An 18,789-nucleotide genomic window follows, 5' to 3' on the forward strand; every position below is an offset into this window, starting at 1 on the left:
TCCCCGCGCGCGGGGAGAGGGCCAGGGTGAGGGGCTCGCCTCGCTCATCGCAATCAGCCTGCGGTCTTGGCGAAACGGGCAAGCAGTTCGTTGCCTTCCTTCTCGATCGCCTCAAGCGCATCCTTCACGGTCGCTTCGCCGGAGAAGATGCGCCCGTATTCGCGCTCCATGATCTCGCGGATCTGCGGATAGAAGCCGAGGCGGTAACCCTTCGACCATTCGCCGGCCGGCAGCAGGAGCTGCTTGATGCCGACTTCGGCGACCGGCTTTTCCTTGTAGTAGCCGTCCTTCTGGGCGAGCTCATGGGCCGCCTTGGTGATCGCAACGTAGCCGGTGGCCTTGTGATAGAAGTACTGGACTTCCGGCGAGGTCAGGAACTGGAAGAAATCGGCCACGCACTTGTTTTCCGCGTCCGACTTGCCGGACATGGCAAAGAGTGCGGCGCCGCCGATGAAGGAGTTGGTGCCGGCGCCCTTGATCGCGTTCCAATAGGGCAGGAAGGTCGCCGAGAAGGGCATCGTCGCCGTCTTCTGCAGGCCGCCGAAGGAGCCGGAGGAGCCGATCCAAAGGGCTGCCTTGCCTTCTTCGAAGACCTTCTGGTTGTCGTTCCAGCCGGCACCGTAGAAAGCGAAGTAGCCCTGGTCCTTCCAGGCCTTCAGCTTCTCGAACATCATTTCGAGATTCGGGTCGGTCACCTTGAGCTTGGTGTCAACGACGCTGTCGTAGCCGTTGTTGTTGGTGGCGAACTGGATGTTGTTGCGCGAGAAGAAATTCTCGGTGAACTGCCAGGTGAGCTGCGACTGGACGAGCGGAATGAAGCCGGCGTCTTTCAGCTTCGGAGCGATCACCTCGAACTCTTCCCAGGTCTTCGGCGCCTCGACGCCGGCCTTCTTCAGGGCCTCGTCGTTGATATACATGATCGGCGCCGAGGAATTGAACGGCATGCCGACGAACTTGCCTTCGCTGTCGGCGTAGAAATAGCGCACGCCGTCGATGAAGGCATTGCGATCGAAGCTGTAGCCGGCCTTGGTGATCAGGTCCTCGGCCGGAATGACGGCGCCCTTGGCGTTGATGATGGTGGCGGCACCGGCATCGAAGACCTGCAGAATGTTCGGCTGTTCGCCGGCGCGGAAGGCGGCGATGCCGGAGGCGAGTGCTTCCTCGTAGGTGCCCTTGCTGACCGGGGTCAGCGCGCAGGCGCTCTGGGATGCGTTGAATTTCTGGGCGACCTCGTTGATCACCTCGCCGTTGCGGCCGGCCATGCCGTGCCACCAGGTGATGTTGGTCGCGGCAAGCGACGTCGTCGTGGAAAATGCGAGTGCAATGGCTGCAAGCGAAATCGTTTTGAGCATGGCTGGTCCCTCTCCACCGTGGTTGCGGTGGCAGTGGACTAGTGACCTTCGATGACAGGCCGGTAATGCTTTTATGTCGGATCGATTACATTTTTGATCATTCGATCAAAACGCGTCCCGCAGGTGCCGCGGCCAGCGCCAAGGCATGACGGCGATGATGTCGTAGCGGACCGAGAGGCGGTGAAAATCCGCCTGGCGCGACAGCCAGATATCACTTGCCGCCCTGATGCGCCGCTGCGCCGTGTCGGAGACGGCGAAGACGGCTCCATCGAAGCTCGCCCGTGCCTTCACTTCGACGCAGGCGATCAGGTCGCCGCGTCGGGCGATGATGTCGATCTCGCCGAGCTTGGTGCGATAGCGCATGGCGACGATCCGGTAGCCCTTGAGCACAAGGCAGAGCGCGGCACGGTATTCGGCGAGATGGCCGCGCTTCAGGGCCTTGAGCTTGCGGGCGGCCGGGCGCTCAGCCTTCATGACTTTCCTTCAGGCGGAGGAGTCGATCGTAAAGCTCCTTGCGCGGCAGTCCGGTCCGGCGCGCCGCCTCCGTCGCGGCCTTGCCCGTCGGCATGTCGCGGACGAGCGCCTTCAGCAGCGCGTCCACATCCGCGGCCTCCGGCGCGGGCTTTGCGTCCGGGGGACCGATCACCAGAACGATCTCGCCCTTGACGCTCGCGCCTTGGTCATAAAGGGCCTTGAGCTCGCCGAGCGTGCCGCGGCGGAACTCCTCGAAAGCCTTGGTCAGTTCGCGGCAGACGGCGGCCTTCCGTTCCTCGCCGAAAACTTCGGCGGCGGCGGCGACGGTGGCGGCGATGCGGTGCGGCGACTCGAAGAAAAGGAGCGTCGACGGCACATTGGCAAATTCCCTGAGCCGGTCGCGCTTCGCCTTGTCCTTGGTCGGCAGAAAACCGGCAAACAGGAAGGCGTCGCTTGGAAGGCCCGACCCGACGAGGGCCGCGAGCGGCGCCGACGGACCGGGAACGGGAATAACCTTGTGGCCGGCGTCGATGGCGAGTTGCGCCAGCCGGTAGCCGGGATCGGAGACGAGCGGCGTGCCGGCATCGGAGACAAGCGCCACCGATTTCCCTTCGGCGAGCGCCGCAAGCAGCCGCGGCCCGGCCTCGGCGGCGTTGTGCTCATGATAGGGAACCGGCCGATTGACGATGCCGTAGCGGTCGAGCAGCACGCGCGTCACCCGCGTGTCCTCGCAGGCGAGCAGATCGGCGCCGGCAATCGTCTCCAGCGCTCTCAGGGTAATGTCGGCGAGGTTGCCGATCGGCGTCGCCACCAGATAGAGCGCCGGCCCCAGGGGGCGCGCCGGAACGCTTGCATTGTGCAGGCGAAAGCTGCGTTGTCTTTCCTTCTCCGCCGCCCCGGCCGATTGCTGCTTTTCCAACACCCTGTTCCCGCTTATGCCCGGCTTGCCGGTTTGGCCCTTTATGAGTGAGCGGCCAGCGCAGGGCAAGACCGGTTAGGCCGGCCGGCTGCTGCATTTGGGAAAAGCCAGCGAAACCGCTTGCTTTCGCGGCGATTTTTCTGCCATTTTGCCCGTCCACATCGCTCCGGCCGGCCGGCCGGGACACACGCAGTTTGACGCCGCGGCAGGCGCGCCCCGTCCGGCAATGGTTGAAAGCGGTAGCATCCCATGCGCATTACTCTCGAGCGGTCCAATCTTTTGAAATCGCTGAACCATGTCCACCGCGTGGTCGAACGGCGCAACACGATCCCGATCCTCTCGAACGTGCTGTTGCGCTCCGACGGCGCCAGCCTCGAAATGAAGGCGACCGACCTCGACCTGGAGATCACCGAGGCAACGCCGGCGCAGGTGGAACAGGCCGGCGCCACCACCGTTCCGGCGCATCTGCTCTATGACATCGTTCGCAAGCTGCCGGACGGTTCCGAGGTGCTGCTCGCCACCAATGCCGAGGGCACGGCGATGACCGTCGCCTCGGGCCGCTCCAAGTTCTCGCTGCAATGCCTGCCGCAATCGGACTTCCCGGATCTCACGGCCGGCAGCTTCTCGCATTCCTTCCGCGCCAAGGCGACGGATCTGAAGATGCTGATCGACAGGACGCAGTTTGCGATCTCGACGGAGGAAACGCGCTACTACCTCAACGGCATCTTCTTCCACACGGTGGAGAACAAGGGCGAGCTCAAGCTGCGGGCGGTGGCGACCGACGGCCATCGCCTCGCCCGCGCCGACATCGAGGCGCCGGCCGGCTCCGAGGGCATGCCCGGCATCATCATTCCGCGCAAGACCGTCAGCGAATTGCAAAAACTGCTCGACACTCCTGACGTGGTGGTCACGGTCGAGGTCTCGGACGCGAAGATCCGCCTGACGATCGGCTCGATCGTCATGACGTCGAAGCTGATCGACGGGACGTTCCCGGACTATCAGCGGGTGATCCCGGCAGGCAACGACAAGGAACTGCGCGTCGACTGCCAGTCCTTCGCACAGGCCGTCGACCGCGTCTCGACGATCTCCTCCGAACGCGGCCGGGCCGTCAAGCTGGCGCTCTCCGACGGCCAGATGACGCTGACCGTGAACAATCCGGATTCCGGCAGCGCAACGGAAGAATTGCCGGTCGGTTATGAGAGCGATCCGCTCGAAATCGGCTTCAATGCCAAATATCTTCTCGACATCACTGCCCAGCTTACCGGCAATGAGGCGGTCTTTATGCTGGCGGATCCCGGCTCGCCGACCTTGGTGCGCGATCTCGCCGCGGACGACGCGCTCTACGTGCTGATGCCGATGCGCGTCTAAGACTGAAGCGCAGTAAGTCTCGATCGGACGCACGGAGGTCGCTCCAGCACGTTTGCCTTCCCAATTCGGCTGCGATTTTAGGGAGACAGGCGGCGGAGCTCTAGCGGATTGAACCGCCATGCTGCCGCTGGCGGGTTTTTCATTGGCGGGACTGTCGCTGCTTGTTGATAAAGTGTCGCTTTCAGACGCGGACCGACTTGTTTTCGCCGCAGATGGGAGCACATTATGAGCAGACGCTTACGCGCGGCCGCCGAATCGCGGTACCGCGCGCAAAGCCATGGGAACAATGAAGCCGAGGGGATTCGATGAGTCTGCGCCTGAAGGTGAAGGAAAAGTTCGGTCAGAAGTTCGACGAAGAGATTCGCTTCTTCAAGGGCTGGATGAGCAACACCCGCGCGGTCGGTGCGATCCTGCCGACATCCGCAGTGACGGCGCGGCGCATGGCAAGCGTTGTCAACCCGCGCTCCGGCCTGCCGGTGCTCGAGCTCGGCCCGGGGACGGGCGTGATCACCAAGGCGATCCTCGAGCGCGGCATCTCCCCTGAGAAGCTGGTATCGATCGAATACTCGACGGAATTCTTCAACCAGTTGAAGGCGGACTTCGCCGGCGTGCACTTCATCAATGGCGATGCCTTCGACCTTTCGCGCACGCTCGGCGCGCTGAACGGCCAGCAGTTCGACAGCGTCGTCTCCGCCGTACCGCTCCTGAATTTTCCGATGCACCGTCGTGTCGAGTTGATCGACGATCTGCTCGCGCGCATTCCCTTCGGGCGCCCGGTGGTTCAGATCTCCTACGGGCCGATGTCGCCGGTCGTCGCCATGCCGGATCGTTATCGCATCCAGCATTATGATTTCGTCGTGCGCAACATCCCGCCGGCACAGCTCTGGGTCTACAGCAAAGCCCATTAGACGGCCGGCTCGCCCGTGTTCGGCGTCTACCTCACGCACCCGCAGATCCGGATCGATCCTGCTGTCCCGGTGCCGGAATGGGGCCTGTCCGATCTCGGGCGGGAACGGGCGCGCCTGACCTCCGAACAACCTTGGGTCCGGCTGCTGGGCCGCATCGTCTCCAGCGGGGAACGGAAGGCGCTGGAAACCGCAGCGATCCTTGCCGAGGCCGCCGGCGTCCCGGTCGAGACCGACGAGGAAACCGGCGAGAACGACCGCTCTTCGACGGGCTTCCTGCCGCCCGAGGATTTCGAGAGGGCAGCCGACCGGTTCTTCGCCCATCCGGACAAGAGTTTCAGGGGCTGGGAACGCGCCATCGACGCCCAGGCGCGGATCGTGAAGGCGGTGTTCTACATCCTTGACCGCCACGATCCGGCCGTCCCGATCGCCTTCGTCGGCCATGGCGGCGTCGGCACGCTGCTCAAGTGCCGAATGACCGGGACGGCGATCGCGCGCAGCGCCGACCAGCTGCCGGGCGGCGGCAATCTCTTTGCCTTCCGCCTTGCGGATCGCGCCGTCACATGCGACTGGACGCCGATGGAGTTCTGGCAAGGGTAGTCTCGACATGAGCACAAGCGCGCGCGACCGGCTGATCGTCGGCCTCGATATCCCGACGACCGCCGAGGCGGAGAGGATCGTCTCGACGCTTGGGGACGACGTTGTCTTTTACAAGATCGGCTACCAGCTGGCCTTCGCCGGCGGCCTGGATTTCGCCCGTGATCTCGCCGGCGGCGGCAAGAAGATCTTTCTCGACATGAAGCTGCTCGACATCGACAACACGGTGGCGAAGGGCGTCGAGAATATCGCCAGGATGGGCATGTCGATGCTGACGCTGCACGCCTATCCGAAGGCGATGAAGGCGGCCGTCGACGCTGCAAAGGGCTCCGGCCTCTGCCTGCTCGGCGTCACGGTGCTGACCTCGATGGACGCGCAGGACGTCGTCGATGCCGGCTACGGAACCGATCCGCATAGCCTGGTGCTACGCCGTGCCGAACAGGCGCGCGCCGCCGGCATGGGCGGCATCGTCTGCTCGGCGGAAGAGGCCGCTGCCGTCCGCCGCGTCATCGGTGCGGAGATGGCGGTGGTGACGCCCGGCATTCGTCCCGCCGGTGCGGAAAAAGGCGACCAGAAGCGGGTGATGACGCCGGCCGAGGCGATCCGCGCAGGCTCCAGCCATCTCGTCGTCGGCCGGCCGATCGTCAAGGCGGCCGATCCGCTGGCTGCGGGCCGTGCCATCCTCGCGGAGATGGAGAGCGCTCTCTCCGGTTGATTCCGTCGCCAAGAGGCAACCGGCTTCGGCTTTTCGACTTCTCGTCTGCCGGCGCGCTTGACCTCGACCAGGAATTGCCGGAAGTAACGATCCCGTCTGTACTTTTCGGAAAAGACGAGGAGCTCATCATGGCCAAGGGATACTGGATTGCTCGGGTCGATATCAGAGACCCGGAACGCTACAAGGACTATGTGGCGGCCGCAAAACCCGCCTTCGAGAAATATGGTGCGACCTTCCTCGCGCGCGGCGGCGAGTTCCACCGGCTGGAGGGCGCCGTCCGTGCCCGCAACGTGGTGATCGAATTCCCTTCGGTGCAGGCCGCCATCGACTGCTATAATTCCCCGGAATATCAGATCGCCGCGGCCATCCGCCAGGAGGTCGCCGACGCCGAGATGGTGGTGGTTGAGGGCGTCTGAGGATTAGCTGGGAGTCCTGCCGCGGGCAGCGGACGGAAGGCGCGCGAGCCTGAGCGGAATGGCCTTCACCTTGCCCGCTGCTTCGGCTATGTAGCAATCCATTCTTGCCAACGACCTCAGGAGTGCGCTTCCCATGACCTTGTCCAACCTTCCGCCGCTGGTGACGATTTTCGGCGGATCCGGATTTGTCGGCCGTCATGTGGTTCGCGCGCTTGCAAAGCGAGGCTATCGCATCCGCGTCGCGGTGCGCCGGCCGGATCTCGCAGGCCATCTCCAGCCGCTCGGCACCATGGGCCAGATTTCCTTCGTCCAAGCCAATCTGCGCTATCGCCGGTCCGTCGACCGCGCCGTCGAGGGGGCCGACCACGTGATCAATTGCGTCGGCGTGCTCTTCGAGCGCGGCCGCAACACATTTGACGCGGTACAGGACTTCGGCGCCCGGGCCGTCGCAGAAGCCGCCCGCGCGGCCGGTGCAAAGTTGACGCATATTTCGGCGATTGGCGCGAACACGAATTCCGAATCCCAATACGCCCGCACCAAGGGCCGGGCCGAGATCGCCATCCTCGAAACGGTGCCAGAGGCGGTCATTCTGCGGCCGTCGATCATCTTCGGACCCGAGGATGATTTCTTCAACAAATTCGCCAACATGGCGCGTTTCGCGCCGGTCCTGCCGCTGATCGGCGGCGGCCAGACGAAGTTCCAGCCGGTCTATGTGACGGATGTCGCCGAAGCCGTCGCCCGCTCCGTCGACGGGAAGCTCAAGGACGGGACGATCTACGAACTCGGCGGCGCCCAGGTCCTGTCGTTCCGCGAATGTCTCGAGATCATGCTCAACACGATCGATCGCAAGCGCTCCTTCGTCTCGATCCCCTTCGGCGTCGCATCGCTGCTCGGCAGCGTCGCATCGCTCGTGCCCTTCATCGCGCCGCCGATCACCGCCGACCAGGTGGTGTTGCTGAAATCCGACAATGTCGTTTCTCCGACCGCCGAAGCGGAAGGCCGGACGCTTGCCGGCATCGGCATCGAGCCGACTTTGCTGGATTCGATCCTGCCGACCTATCTGGTGCGTTTTCGCCCGCAGGGGCAGTACACGCGCGGCGGTCGCGCCGCCTGATCGCCGCCGCGGGCGTTGTTGTCTGATCCCAGCCGCCGGTCCCGCCGGCGGCTTTTGCTTGTGGCGCTGGCGCAACAGCGTTGCAGTTCTGCCGCAGTCGAAAACCGGAATGGTGTTTACCGCAGATTCAGCATGTCCTGATATTGATCATGACACGCTCGGCGAATAAACACCGCTCGCACCCACGGCGCGGCGAGCGCAGGCGGTGACAACATCATAGTCGAAAGGCATAACGTCCCATGGGCAAGTCGATCGCAATCTTTTTTGCGTCTGCGGCACTGATCATTCTGGCTGGCTCATTCATCGCACCGGGCACTGTGGCGAGCAGCAGCAAGGGTTGCACGCCGGCCTATGGCGTCGATCCGTGCACGACGGCGTCGATCGGCGCTTCCGGCTGGTAAGCCGGTCAACTGCCTCGGCCTTGAGGCAGACATCTTGAGTTTATTGGCGGGGGCCAGGGGCCGCATGCGTCTCGCAAGAGACGCATGCGGCTTATGTTTTTCCGGGCTCAACCTACCCCAGCAGCCAGAGGCCCATCAGGCCTGCGGTGCCGACAACAATGCGCCAGATCGCGAAAGGCGTGAAGCCGCGCTGCGAGACGAAATCGAGCAGCGAGCGGACGACGAAGATGCCCGCGACAAAGGCGGCGATGAAGCCGACGGCGATCAAGCTGATGTCGTCGAAGGAGAGCGCGTCGCGGTTCTTGTAGAGATCGAGGGTGAAGGCGCCGACCATGGTCGGCATGGCGAGGAAGAAGGAAAACTCGGCAGCCGATCGCTTGTCGGTTCCCATCAGAAGCGCGCCGGCGATCGTGGCTCCTGAGCGTGACGTCCCCGGGATCATGGCAAGGCACTGGAAGAGGCCGATCTTCAGCGCCAGCGACGGGGGGTAATCGAAGACGTCGGTGTAGCGCGGCTTCAAGGGGAGCTGATCGATCACATAGAGGATCACGCCGCCGACGATCAGCACGACGCAGATCAGCATCGGCGTCTCGAACAGCACCGTCTTGATGAAGTCATGCGCCGCGGCGCCGATCAAGGCCGCCGGCAGGAAGGCGACGAGCACCGAGAGAACGAAGCGCCGCGCCTTGACGCTCGTCGGGAGCGCCAGCGCGATCGACAGCAGCTTCTGGAAATAGACGAGCAGAATGGCAAGGATGGCGCCGAGCTGGATGAGCACGGCGAAGGTGTTTCCGGGCGACTTGAAGCCGAGAAAGTGACCGGCGAGAAGGACATGCGCCGTCGACGAGACGGGAATGAACTCCGTCAACCCTTCGATGAGCCCGAGCACGAGCGCGCTGATGATCGATTGATCGGCCATATATGAACGTTTCCTGATATTCTGGGATTTGGGAGGAGAAAGTCGATTCTCTTGTGTTTGCCACCGCAACTACCTATAGCTCGTTGTATGAAGCCGTGGCCAGTTGCATATGCCGCGATGCCCACTGCATGTTTCCTTCAATCGAGCCGATTTAAGGAAACATGCAGCGATTCAAAGTGCTACAGCGTCCTTTGTGCGTCTGAAAAGACGCACGGCGCTGCAGATCCCCGAAAACAACTGCAATCTGATCATCGATGCCGACACTGTATCACCACCCCATGTCCTCCGCCTCGCGGTTCGTACGCCTTATTCTCTCAGAATATGGCTATCAGACGGAATTGAGCGAAGAACAGCCCTGGGAGAACCGGCGCGACTTCCTGGCGCTCAACCCGGCCGGCACCCTGCCGGTCTATGTGGACGACAGCATGCGGGCGCTCTGCGGCGCGACGATCATCTCGGAATATCTCGACGAGACCAGCGGCATCATGAAGCGCGATCGCCGGCTTTTGGCGGAGGATCCGTTTCAGCGCGCCGAAATCCGCCGGCTCAGCGAATGGTTCCTGCAGAAGATGGAGGCCGACGTGACCCGGCCGCTGGTGCGCGAGCGCATCTACAAGCTGCAGATGACGCCCGACCAGGGCGGCGGCGCGCCGGACTCGAAGATTCTCCGGACCTCGCGTAGCAATATCCGCCAGCATATGAAGTATCTCTCCTGGTTGGCCGGTTCGCGCCCGTGGCTTGCCGGCGACCGGATTTCCTACGCCGATCTCGCGGCGGCCGCGGCGGTCTCCGTCCTCGACTATCTCGGCGAAATCGACTGGTCCGACGCGCCAACCGCCAAGGAATGGTACCAGCGGCTCAAATCCCGGCCGTCCTTCCGCCCGCTGCTCGCCGAGCGGGTGCGCGGCGTTACCCCCGTTTCCCATTATGCGGACCTCGATTTCTAAGGACACGATGGTGCCCGGCGACGCTGCAAAGGCGGAGAACCAGGGCAGGAAACGCCGGACGCTCACCGCCTTCCTGAAGGAGGAAGCCGCGGCCAAGGGTTTCGAGCTCTGTCGGATCACCCGGCCGGATGCCATACCGCAGGCGCCGGCGCGGCTCCGGCAATTCCTGGCCGCCGGCTGCCACGGCACGATGGAGTGGCTGTCCGAGACGGCGGAGCGGCGTGCCGATCCGCGCGTGCTGTGGGGCGAGGTCCGCTCGATCGTCCTCTTCGGGATGAACTACGGCCCCGACACCGATCCGCTGGAGATCCTCGCCAAGCGCGATCGCGGCGCGATCTCCGTCTATGCGCAGAACCGCGACTATCACGACGTCGTCAAGGGGCGGTTGAAGGAGATCGCCACGCGCTTTGCGGCACGCGCCGGCGAGGATGTGAAGGTCTTCGTCGACACCGCGCCGGTCATGGAGAAGCCACTGGCGGAAAAGGCCGGACTCGGCTGGCAGGGCAAGCACACCAATCTCGTCAGCCGCGAATTCGGCTCCTGGCTGTTTCTCGGCAGCCTGTTCACGACCGCCGATCTCGACATCGATGATCTTGAGCGCGACCATTGCGGCTCCTGCCGGGCCTGCCTCGACGCCTGTCCGACCCGGGCCTTCCCGGCGCCCTACCAGATCGATGCACGGCGCTGCATCTCCTATCTGACGATCGAGCACAAGGGGCCGATCGACTCCGAATTGCGGCCGCTGATCGGCAACCGCATCTATGGCTGCGACGATTGCCTGGCCGTCTGTCCATGGAACAAGTTCGCCCGCTCGGCCTCGGAGATGAAGCTCAAAGCCAGGGAGGACCTTAGGGAACCGGAGCTCACCGCCCTGCTGACGCTCGACGATGCCGCCTTCCGCAGCCTGTTTTCCGGCTCCCCGGTGAAACGCATCGGCCGCGACCGCTTCGTCAGAAATGTCTTGATCGCCGCCGGCAATTCCGGTGAAGAGAGGTTGGTGCCCGCCTGCAAGGCATTGGCGCGTGATGCCTCCCCGACGGTCCGGGCGATGGCCGTCTGGGCGCTTTCCCGGCTGATGGCAGCTGACGAGCTCGCCGCCTTTGCCATGGAGTGCGGGCAGGAAACGGATGACGAGGTGCTTTCGGAATGGCAAATGGCGGGAGTGAGCCGATGCATGTCCTGATACTTGGTGCCGGCTATTCCGGCACGGCGATCGCCAAGGCGCTGGCGCCAGCCGCACAGTCGGTCGCGGGAACGACCCGCTCGCCGGACAAGCTGACGGCGCTCCAGGCGGCCGGCATCGAGCCGCTGCTGTTCGACGGCGGCGACATTTCCCCGGGGCTCGCCGAGGCGATGGGCAAGACGACCCACCTCATCCAATCGATCGCGCCGGGACGCGAAGGCGACCCGATGTTCCGCTCGGCCACGCCGCCACTCGACGACCTCATGCCGCGACTCCGTTGGGTCGGCTATCTCTCGACCGTCGGCGTCTATGGCGACCATGGCGGCGGCTGGGTCAGCGAGGAAACGCCGATAAAGCCGGTTTCGCAGCGCTCGAAGGAACGGGTCGAGGCGGAAAACGCCTGGTTGGACTATGGCGCTAGGCGAGGCATTCCCGTCGCCGTGCTTCGGCTTGCCGGCATCTACGGACCGGGCCGCAACGCCTTCCGCAATCTCGCCGAAGGCACGGCGCGCCGCGTCGTCAAGGCGAACCAGGTCTTCAATCGCATCCGCGTCGAGGATATCGGCGCGGCGGCCGCGTTCCTTGCCGGACGCGGCATGGGCGGGATCTTCAACGTCACCGACGACGAGCCGGGACCACCGCAGGAAGTGGTGGCCCAAGCCGCCCGGCTGATGGGCGTCGAGCCGCCGCCGGAGATTCCCTTTGAGAGCGCGGAGATGTCGCCGATGGCGCGCTCCTTCTATGGTGAGAACAAACGCGTTTCCAATGCGCGTCTGCGCGCGACCGGCTTCGACTTCGCCTATCCGAATTATCGCGTTTCGCTTGCACAGCTATGGGCAAGCGGGACCTGGCGTGGATAGTAAATCCACCTCTACGATACTTCGATCAGAATATCTCCCACCGCCGAAAGCATGTTGTGAGATCATCCGAAAGTAATAGATTCGGACGACTCACCTTGACTGCCTCATACTGCCATATTTCAACCTATACTTCGCCACGGTCCGCAACCTAAGAGATAGCTGCGTATTTTGATGAGGGAAATTCGTCGAAATTCACGCGAATCGAAATTTTAAATGATTTTTTACGTCGGCCGGACAGTTGCCTGGAACCAAAACCCGCAAAAAACGTTTAGGCGCTGATTCAAAAGAACTTCTTGGGTCATTCTAAAGCAATTAAAACGGCTCTCCGTTTTAAAATCATAGCATTTTTCAATAAATCCTAATCAACGGTTAACGGTTGAAGCACGTTTTTGCCATGTTTCGCCCTAATTAGCTCGAACTGCAAGGGAACTAGTCGAACATTCAATCCGAAGGGGTCGCCGCTTGAAGCCCGCGAAAATCAAGACTGCTGCCGCTGCAGCGCTATTCGCCGCCGGGATGGGTCTCGTCTCGGCATCCGACAGCCAGGCAAAGGGAACGGGTTGCGGTGGCGCCTCCTGGTATGCCCTAACCTCGAAAACCGCTTCCGGCGAACGGATGAACGCCGCGCGCCTGACGGCCGCGCATCGAAGCCTGAAATTCGGCACCAAGGTCCAGGTCACCAACAAGCGAAACGGCAAGTCCGTCGTCGTGCGGATCAATGACCGTGGTCCCTTCATTCGCGGCCGGGTCATCGATCTTTCCAAGGCGGCCGCCTCGCAGATCGGCATGATCCGCTCGGGCACTGCCAGCATCTGTTACCAGGTCGTCAACTCCTGACCACTCACCGTCGGCTTGAGATCGGACGGTCTGTTCCGCGGGGCGATCGCACCCGCACATAATGCGACCGCTCACTTGCTCTTCGGTGCCATCGCCGCTACCACGGCGAAAAAGGAGTTGATCGAAGATGCGATTGGGCGGACGGCTCGCTGGAGCCATAGACGTTCTTGACGATATCGAGAAGCGCAAGCGCCCGGTCGCTGACGCGCTCAAGGATTGGGGCCTCTCGCATCGTTTTGCCGGATCGGGCGACCGCGCCGCCATCGGCAACATCGTCTATGACGCACTACGGATGAAGCTGTCCCATGCCTATCTGATGGATAGCGACAGCCCGGCCGCCCTTGGCCACGCGGTCATGTACCGCCAATGGGGCTTCACGCCCGATAGGCTCGCGGCGGAACTCTCCGACGACAAGTTCGCTCCGCAGGCACCCTCGGCAGAGATGATGAAGGCGTTCCGCGAGCGCCATATCGAACACGCGCCGCTCCATGTGCAAGGCGATATCCCTGAGTGGACGCAAGCCTCTTTCGAGGAAAACTTCTCCGACGACTGGCTCGACGAAGCCAGGGCGCTCGCCGGCCGGCCGACGCTCGACCTTCGCGTCAACACGCTGAAGGCAAGCCGCGACAAGGTCCTGAAGGCATTGGAGCGCAGCGGCGCCGAACCGGCGGCGATTGCCCGCCAGGGCATCCGCATCCCCGCCGGCGAAGGCGCCGCGCGCCTGCCGCACGTCACCGCCGAAATCTCGTTCCAGAAGGGCTGGTTCGAGGTTCAGGACGAGGGCTCGCAGATCGTCGCCGACCTGGTCGTTCCGCGCGAGGGTGAGCAGGTGCTCGACTACTGCGCCGGCGGCGGCGGCAAGACGCTCGCCATCTCGGCCGCGATGAACAACAAGGGCCAGGTGCACGCCTATGACACCGATCGCAAACGGCTGGCGCCGATCATCGAGCGGCTGAAGCGCGCCGGTACCCGCAATGTGCAGGTGCATGAGTCGGCGGATTCACTTGCGGCGCTCGCTGGCCGCTGCGACCGGGTGCTCGTCGACGCGCCATGCACGGGCACCGGAACCTGGCGGCGCCGGCCAGACACCAAGTGGCGTCTGACGCAGAAGAACCTCGAGGAGCGACTGGCCCAGCAGGAGGAGGCGCTTGCCGGCGCCGCCCAGTTCGTCCGTCCCGGCGGTCACCTGATCTATGTGACCTGCTCGGTGCTTCCGGAAGAAAACGAAGCGCAGGTCTACGGCTTCTGCGAGGACAATCCGGAGTTCGAGATCCTCTCGGCCGCCGAAACATGGGCAAGCCTGTTCGGCACCGACAAGCCGCAGCCCTGGTCGGCCGACATGAAGACCGTCACCCTGACGCCCGCCTCGACCGGAACCGACGGCTTTTTCTTCTGCCTGATGGGTAGGAAAGACTAGCATTGATTTCCTCCGCCAGGGGAAGTCGCAAATTTGAAAATGTTCTAAACTATACACTTTGACACAAGTTTGCTTTTGGTTCATGACATTGGCGCCTTATTGGCCCCGAGCCGCTTTGCTCGACCGGCCTTTAAGAAGCCAAGGAGAGGGTCATGACCAAGAATTTCATCCGCGCCGCCGCGCTGGCACTCATGACGGCCACGTCCGTGCTGGCCCTGCAGCCGGCCAGCGCCGCGACCGACGCAGCGGCCGTCGTCAAACATTATGCGGCGATCGCGTACGCCAAATATGAGGACGCGCTGACCACCGCCGAAGCGCTCGACAAGGCCGTCGATGCGTTGATCGCCAGCCCCAGCGAAGAGACTCTGAAGGCGGCGCGCGAGGCCTGGCTCAAGGCGCGCAACCCCTACCAGGAGACCGAGGTCTACCGCTTCGGCAATGCGATCGTCGACGAATGGGAAGGCAAGGTGAATGCCTGGCCGCTCGATGAAGGCCTGATCGACTATGTCGATCCGAGCTACGGCACCGAGAGCGACGAGAACGCGCTGTTCACCGCCAATGTCGTCGCCAACAGGACGATCAAGATCGACGGCAAGGACGCCGACACGACGAACATCACGCCGGAATTCCTGGCCGGCACGCTGCAGGAAGCAGGCGGCATCGAGGCGAATGTCGCGACCGGCTACCACGCCATCGAATTCCTGCTCTGGGGCCAGGATCTGAACGGCACCGGCCCGGGGGCCGGCAAGCGCGCCTTTACCGATTTCGACACCAAGGCCTGCACCAACGGCAATTGCGATCGTCGCGCCGCCTACCTGAAGGCGGCGACCGACCTGCTCGTCTCCGACCTCAAGGAAATGGTCGCCAACTGGGCTCCGGAAGGTGCCGCGGCCAAGGCGGTGGAAGCCGACCCCAAGGCTGGCCTCGCGGCAATCCTCACCGGCATGGGCTCGCTCTCCTATGGGGAACTTGCCGGCGAGCGCATGAAGCTCGGCCTGCTGCTGCACGATCCGGAAGAGGAGCATGATTGCTTCTCGGACAACACACACAATTCGCATCTGCATGACGCGATCGGCATCCAGTCCGCCTATACGGGCGAATACACCCGGATCGACGGCACGAAGCTCACCGGCCCGTCGCTTTCCGAGCTCGTCGCCGCGAAGGACGCCGCGCTCGACAAGGAGATGACGACCAATCTCGCGACAACGGTCGAGAAGATGCAGGCGATGGCCAAGCGCGCCGAGACGGGCGAGGCCTATGACCAGATGATCGGCGAAAACAATACGGAAGGTAATGCGACCGTCCAGGCCGCCATCGACGGGCTGATTGCCCAGGCCAAGACCGTCGAACGGGTCATCGCCGCGCTCGACCTCGGCACGATCGAGCTTGAAGGTTCGGACAGCCTGGATAATCCTAACGCGGTTTTCCAATGAGCTGAAAAGGCGGGCCGCCCCGACGAGGTGTGGCCCGGCTCTTGCCCGATGAAAATCCTGACTGCCCGCTTCCTCGCGTTGCCGCTCGCCGCGCTTATCGGCGCTGCCGCCGCGGCTTGGGCTACAGGCGATGGTCTCGGCCCTGCCGTCGGGGTGAAGGGTGATACCCCCCTCTGCCCTGCCGGGCATCTCCCCCACAAGGAGGGAGATTGGTCAGAGGCAAAGCCCTGCCCCATCAGCGCACAAATATCGAACCCGTCGAACTCAACAGTAAACGCGCAGCCGAATTCGTTGAGCGGGACGTCACGGCTTGCCGATCTCCCCCCTTGCGGGGGAGATGCCCGGCAGGGCAGAGGGGGGTGCCTGCCTGCACGCGACGACCTTTCCGAGCATGATCTCGAGCGCGTCGAAACCGTCACCCGGCCTACATCCGATTTTTCCAAAGCCGAACAGTTCGAGGCGATGTCGGCGGGCGCCACGACGACGATTGCGCCGATCGAGAGGAAGGTCTTCCAGCAATTCTCCGCCAATCTGCCCTTCAAGGAAGAGCAGAATTTCAAGCTCGGCAAGGCGCTGTTCGAAAAGCTCTGGGTCTCGGCCCCCTCCTCGACGCAGGCTTCTGACGGACTCGGACCTCTTTACAACGCGCGCGCCTGCGAAAGCTGCCATCCGCGCGACGGCCGGGGCCGCCCGCCGGAGGGAGCGGATGCGACGTCGACGGTCTACCGTCTCGCCCGTCCGCCGCGCGACGAAGCCGAACGGCGCATGATCGCGGCTCACCGGGCGCTCAATTTCCCGGATCCCGTCTATGGCGCACAGCTGCAGGACAGCGCCGTGCCGGGGCTTGCTGCCGAAGGCCGTCTCAAGGTCAGCTACCGCGAAGAAGCTGTGCCGCTTGCGGATGGCGAGATCGTCCATCTCCGCAAGCCGCATTACGCAATCACCGATCTCGGCTATGGCCCGATGGACCCGATGACGTCCGTGTCGCCGCGCGTCGCGCCGCCGATGATCGGGCTCGGCCTCATCGAGATGATCCACGAGGCAGACCTCCTTGTGAAAGCCGACCCGGACGACCGGGACGGTGACAAAATCAGCGGACGGCCGGCACTCGTCCGGGATCGGGATAGTGGCGCGATCGCGCTCGGCCGCTTCGGCTGGAAAGCCCAGAACCCGACCATTCGCCAACAGGCCGCAGACGCCTTTGCGGTCGACATCGGCATTTCAACGCCGGCCTTCGACAGCGGCCATGGCGACTGCACCGGGGCGCAAGACGTTTGCCTGGAGCTTCCGACCGGCGTGCAGGCGCGGCTCGGACCGGTCGAGGCGCCCGACCCGGTGCTCGGCCTCGTCACCTTCTATTCCGCCAATCTCGCGGTGCCAGCCCGGCGCAAGGCGAGCTTTCCGCAAACGCTGCAGGGCAAACAGCTCTTCTATGAAGCGGGTTGCCCGGCCTGCCACACGCCGAAATACGTCACCCGGCGCGATGCGCCGCACAAGGAGCTGGCATTCCAGTTAATCTGGCCCTATTCCGACTTCCTGCTGCACGACATGGGTGACGGGCTCGCCGACGGACAGCAGGTCGGAATTGCCAGCGGTCGCGAATGGCGGACACCGCCGCTGTGGGGGCTGGGCTTGACGAAGACGGTCAGCGGTCACACGTTCCTGCTCCACGACGGGCGTGCCCGCAATTTCACCGAGGCCATCCTCTGGCACGGCGGCGAGGCAGAAAATGCCCGCACTGCCTTCGCCGCCATGTCGAAGGACGACCGACACGCCCTGCTTTCCTTTCTGGAGTCGCTCTGATGCGCCTGAGCCTTCCTCTGACCCTCGGCTTGCTGTTTCTTGCAGCCGTCGCGCCCGCGGCGGCCCAGGAGGGCAATGCGCTTTCGCCGGGCGTCCTCGACGAAGCCGCCCTGCCCGGCGTGATGGCAAAGGCGGTCGATAGTTTCATTATTCCCGGCTATCGCGATCTGTCGCAGGCGACGGCGGAACTTGACGAGAAAAGCGCCGCGCTTTGCGCGACGCCGTCCGCCGAGACGCTGGAGGAAACGCGATCGGCCTTCTCGGATCTCGTGCAGAAATGGTCAGCAATCGAAATCATCCGCCTCGGACCGGCGCTCGAACAGAACAGGTTCGAGCGCTTCCTCTTCTATCCGGATCGCAAGAGCACCGGCCTGAAACAGGTCCAGGCCATTCTCGCCAAGCGCGACGAGAGCGCGACGAAGACAGACAGCCTCAAGACGAAAAGCGTCGCCGTGCAGGGCCTCGGCGCGCTGGAATATGTTCTTTACGGCACGGGAGCCGAGACGCTGACCGGCACGGAAGGTGACTTTCGCTGCCGTTACGGAACGGCGATAGCGCAGAACCTGACGACGATTGCCGGCGAGTTGCTCGCCGCCTGGGAGAAGCCCGATGGCCTCCAGCCCGTCTGGAAGTCGCCGAGCCCTGACAATCCGCTCTTCCGCGACAACAAGGAAGCGGCAACCGAACTGCTCGGCGTTCTCGTGCACAGCGTCGAGATGATCAAGGACCAGCGGCTGCGCCCCTTCTATGGCGGGGCGATCGACGGCAAGACGGACGAGGGCCGCCCCAAGCTCGCCATCTACTGGCGATCGGGCAATACGATGAGGTCGATTGCCGGCAACCTCCGCGGCCTGCAGACGCTCTTCAACGTTGCCGGCATGGAGAACCTGCTTCCCGCCGACAGCCGCTCGATCGCCGGTTCGGTGAATTTTCTCTTCAAGACGTTGATCGGCACGGCCGAGCGTGTTGAAGGCCCCATCGACGCAGCGCTCGCAGACAAGAAGCAGCGTTCCCGGCTCGACTTCATCGCTCTCAACGCCGCCGACCTCCTCGACCGGCTGAATCGCGACTTCGGCGGCGCGATCGGGCTCGGGGCCGGGTTTTCCTTCGCGGACGGCGATTGACACTA

General features: G+C 63.6%; 19 protein-coding genes. 15 read left to right on the forward strand and 4 right to left on the reverse strand.

Going from position 1 to position 18,789, the window contains the following annotated elements:
- Nucleotides 1-53: 53 nt before the first annotated feature.
- The 3 genes from ATC00_RS25930 to rsmI form a co-directional block, all read right to left on the reverse strand.
- A complete protein-coding gene (locus tag ATC00_RS25930) occupies nt 54-1,352 on the reverse strand; it encodes an extracellular solute-binding protein (protein WP_064254991.1) in 1,299 nt (432 codons plus the stop codon).
- Nucleotides 1,353-1,457: 105 nt separating this feature from the next.
- Complete coding sequence (locus ATC00_RS25935; RefSeq protein WP_037377965.1) at nt 1,458-1,826, reverse strand: YraN family protein; 369 nt, start codon at nt 1,824-1,826, stop codon at nt 1,458-1,460.
- Nucleotides 1,816-2,745, reverse strand: a complete 930-nt coding sequence (rsmI, locus tag ATC00_RS25940; RefSeq protein ID WP_234782423.1) for a 16S rRNA (cytidine(1402)-2'-O)-methyltransferase — start codon at nt 2,743-2,745, stop codon at nt 1,816-1,818. Before rsmI ends, ATC00_RS25935 begins: the two co-directional genes overlap by 11 nt.
- 249 nt (nt 2,746-2,994) lie before the next feature.
- Here rsmI and dnaN point away from each other — a divergent pair, with 249 nt between their 5' ends.
- The 7 genes from dnaN to ATC00_RS33100 all read left to right on the forward strand — a co-directional run bounded on the left by dnaN (nt 2,995) and on the right by ATC00_RS33100 (nt 8,261).
- Nucleotides 2,995-4,113: a DNA polymerase III subunit beta gene (gene dnaN / locus ATC00_RS25945; protein ID WP_037377962.1), complete on the forward strand. Its 1,119-nt coding sequence runs from the start codon at nt 2,995-2,997 to the stop codon at nt 4,111-4,113.
- Between the two features lie 305 nt (nt 4,114-4,418).
- Nucleotides 4,419-5,021, forward strand: coding sequence for a phospholipid N-methyltransferase PmtA (gene pmtA, locus ATC00_RS25950; protein ID WP_064254992.1), 603 nt, complete (start codon nt 4,419-4,421; stop codon nt 5,019-5,021).
- A 15-nt stretch (nt 5,022-5,036) separates the two neighbouring features.
- Nucleotides 5,037-5,618 carry a histidine phosphatase family protein gene (locus tag ATC00_RS25955; RefSeq protein WP_064254993.1) on the forward strand — a complete coding sequence of 194 codons (582 nt, stop codon included), beginning with the start codon at nt 5,037-5,039 and terminating at the stop codon, nt 5,616-5,618.
- A 7-nt stretch (nt 5,619-5,625) separates the two neighbouring features.
- On the forward strand, nt 5,626-6,330 hold the full coding sequence (gene pyrF / locus ATC00_RS25960) for an orotidine-5'-phosphate decarboxylase (RefSeq protein WP_064254994.1): 705 nt from the start codon (nt 5,626-5,628) through the stop codon (nt 6,328-6,330).
- A 128-nt stretch (nt 6,331-6,458) separates the two neighbouring features.
- Complete coding sequence (locus tag ATC00_RS25965; RefSeq protein WP_037378049.1) at nt 6,459-6,746, forward strand: DUF1330 domain-containing protein; 288 nt, start codon at nt 6,459-6,461, stop codon at nt 6,744-6,746.
- Between the two features lie 133 nt (nt 6,747-6,879).
- A complete protein-coding gene (locus ATC00_RS25970) occupies nt 6,880-7,860 on the forward strand; it encodes a complex I NDUFA9 subunit family protein (RefSeq protein WP_037377954.1) in 981 nt (326 codons plus the stop codon).
- Nucleotides 7,861-8,099: 239 nt separating this feature from the next.
- Entirely contained in the window at nt 8,100-8,261 is a 162-nt protein-coding gene (locus ATC00_RS33100; protein ID WP_012710132.1) for a hypothetical protein, read from the forward strand.
- A gap of 112 nt (nt 8,262-8,373) precedes the next feature.
- On the opposite strand, the gene ATC00_RS25975 is transcribed toward ATC00_RS33100, so the two are convergent.
- The gene (locus tag ATC00_RS25975) at nt 8,374-9,180 is read right to left on the reverse strand and encodes an undecaprenyl-diphosphate phosphatase (protein ID WP_064254995.1); all 807 of its coding nucleotides are present in this window, start codon (nt 9,178-9,180) and stop codon (nt 8,374-8,376) included.
- Nucleotides 9,181-9,434: 254 nt separating this feature from the next.
- Between ATC00_RS25975 and ATC00_RS25980 the strand changes: the two genes are divergently transcribed.
- The 8 genes from ATC00_RS25980 to ATC00_RS26015 all read left to right on the forward strand — a co-directional run bounded on the left by ATC00_RS25980 (nt 9,435) and on the right by ATC00_RS26015 (nt 18,784).
- Nucleotides 9,435-10,127, forward strand: a complete 693-nt coding sequence (locus ATC00_RS25980) for a glutathione S-transferase family protein (RefSeq protein ID WP_037377948.1) — start codon at nt 9,435-9,437, stop codon at nt 10,125-10,127.
- Between the two features lie 10 nt (nt 10,128-10,137).
- Nucleotides 10,138-11,310 carry a tRNA epoxyqueuosine(34) reductase QueG gene (gene queG / locus ATC00_RS25985; protein WP_082912578.1) on the forward strand — a complete coding sequence of 391 codons (1,173 nt, stop codon included), beginning with the start codon at nt 10,138-10,140 and terminating at the stop codon, nt 11,308-11,310.
- Nucleotides 11,298-12,170: an SDR family oxidoreductase gene (locus ATC00_RS25990; protein ID WP_037377944.1), complete on the forward strand. Its 873-nt coding sequence runs from the start codon at nt 11,298-11,300 to the stop codon at nt 12,168-12,170. Before queG ends, ATC00_RS25990 begins: the two co-directional genes overlap by 13 nt.
- 462 nt (nt 12,171-12,632) lie before the next feature.
- Nucleotides 12,633-13,007 (forward strand): septal ring lytic transglycosylase RlpA family protein, encoded by a 375-nt coding sequence (locus tag ATC00_RS25995; RefSeq protein WP_037377942.1) that lies wholly within the window; start codon nt 12,633-12,635, stop codon nt 13,005-13,007.
- Nucleotides 13,008-13,134: 127 nt separating this feature from the next.
- Nucleotides 13,135-14,424 carry an RsmB/NOP family class I SAM-dependent RNA methyltransferase gene (locus ATC00_RS26000; RefSeq protein WP_037377940.1) on the forward strand — a complete coding sequence of 430 codons (1,290 nt, stop codon included), beginning with the start codon at nt 13,135-13,137 and terminating at the stop codon, nt 14,422-14,424.
- 152 nt (nt 14,425-14,576) lie between these two features.
- Entirely contained in the window at nt 14,577-15,857 is a 1,281-nt protein-coding gene (locus tag ATC00_RS26005; protein ID WP_064254997.1) for an imelysin family protein, read from the forward strand.
- Nucleotides 15,858-15,905: 48 nt separating this feature from the next.
- Nucleotides 15,906-17,660, forward strand: a complete 1,755-nt coding sequence (locus ATC00_RS26010; RefSeq protein ID WP_082912567.1) for a di-heme oxidoreductase family protein — start codon at nt 15,906-15,908, stop codon at nt 17,658-17,660.
- Complete coding sequence (locus ATC00_RS26015; RefSeq protein ID WP_064254999.1) at nt 17,660-18,784, forward strand: imelysin family protein; 1,125 nt, start codon at nt 17,660-17,662, stop codon at nt 18,782-18,784. Before ATC00_RS26010 ends, ATC00_RS26015 begins: the two co-directional genes overlap by 1 nt.
- Nucleotides 18,785-18,789: the final 5 nt, after the last annotated feature.

It is taken from the genome of Sinorhizobium americanum, assembly GCF_001651855.1.
Classification (GTDB): domain Bacteria; phylum Pseudomonadota; class Alphaproteobacteria; order Rhizobiales; family Rhizobiaceae; genus Sinorhizobium; species Sinorhizobium americanum.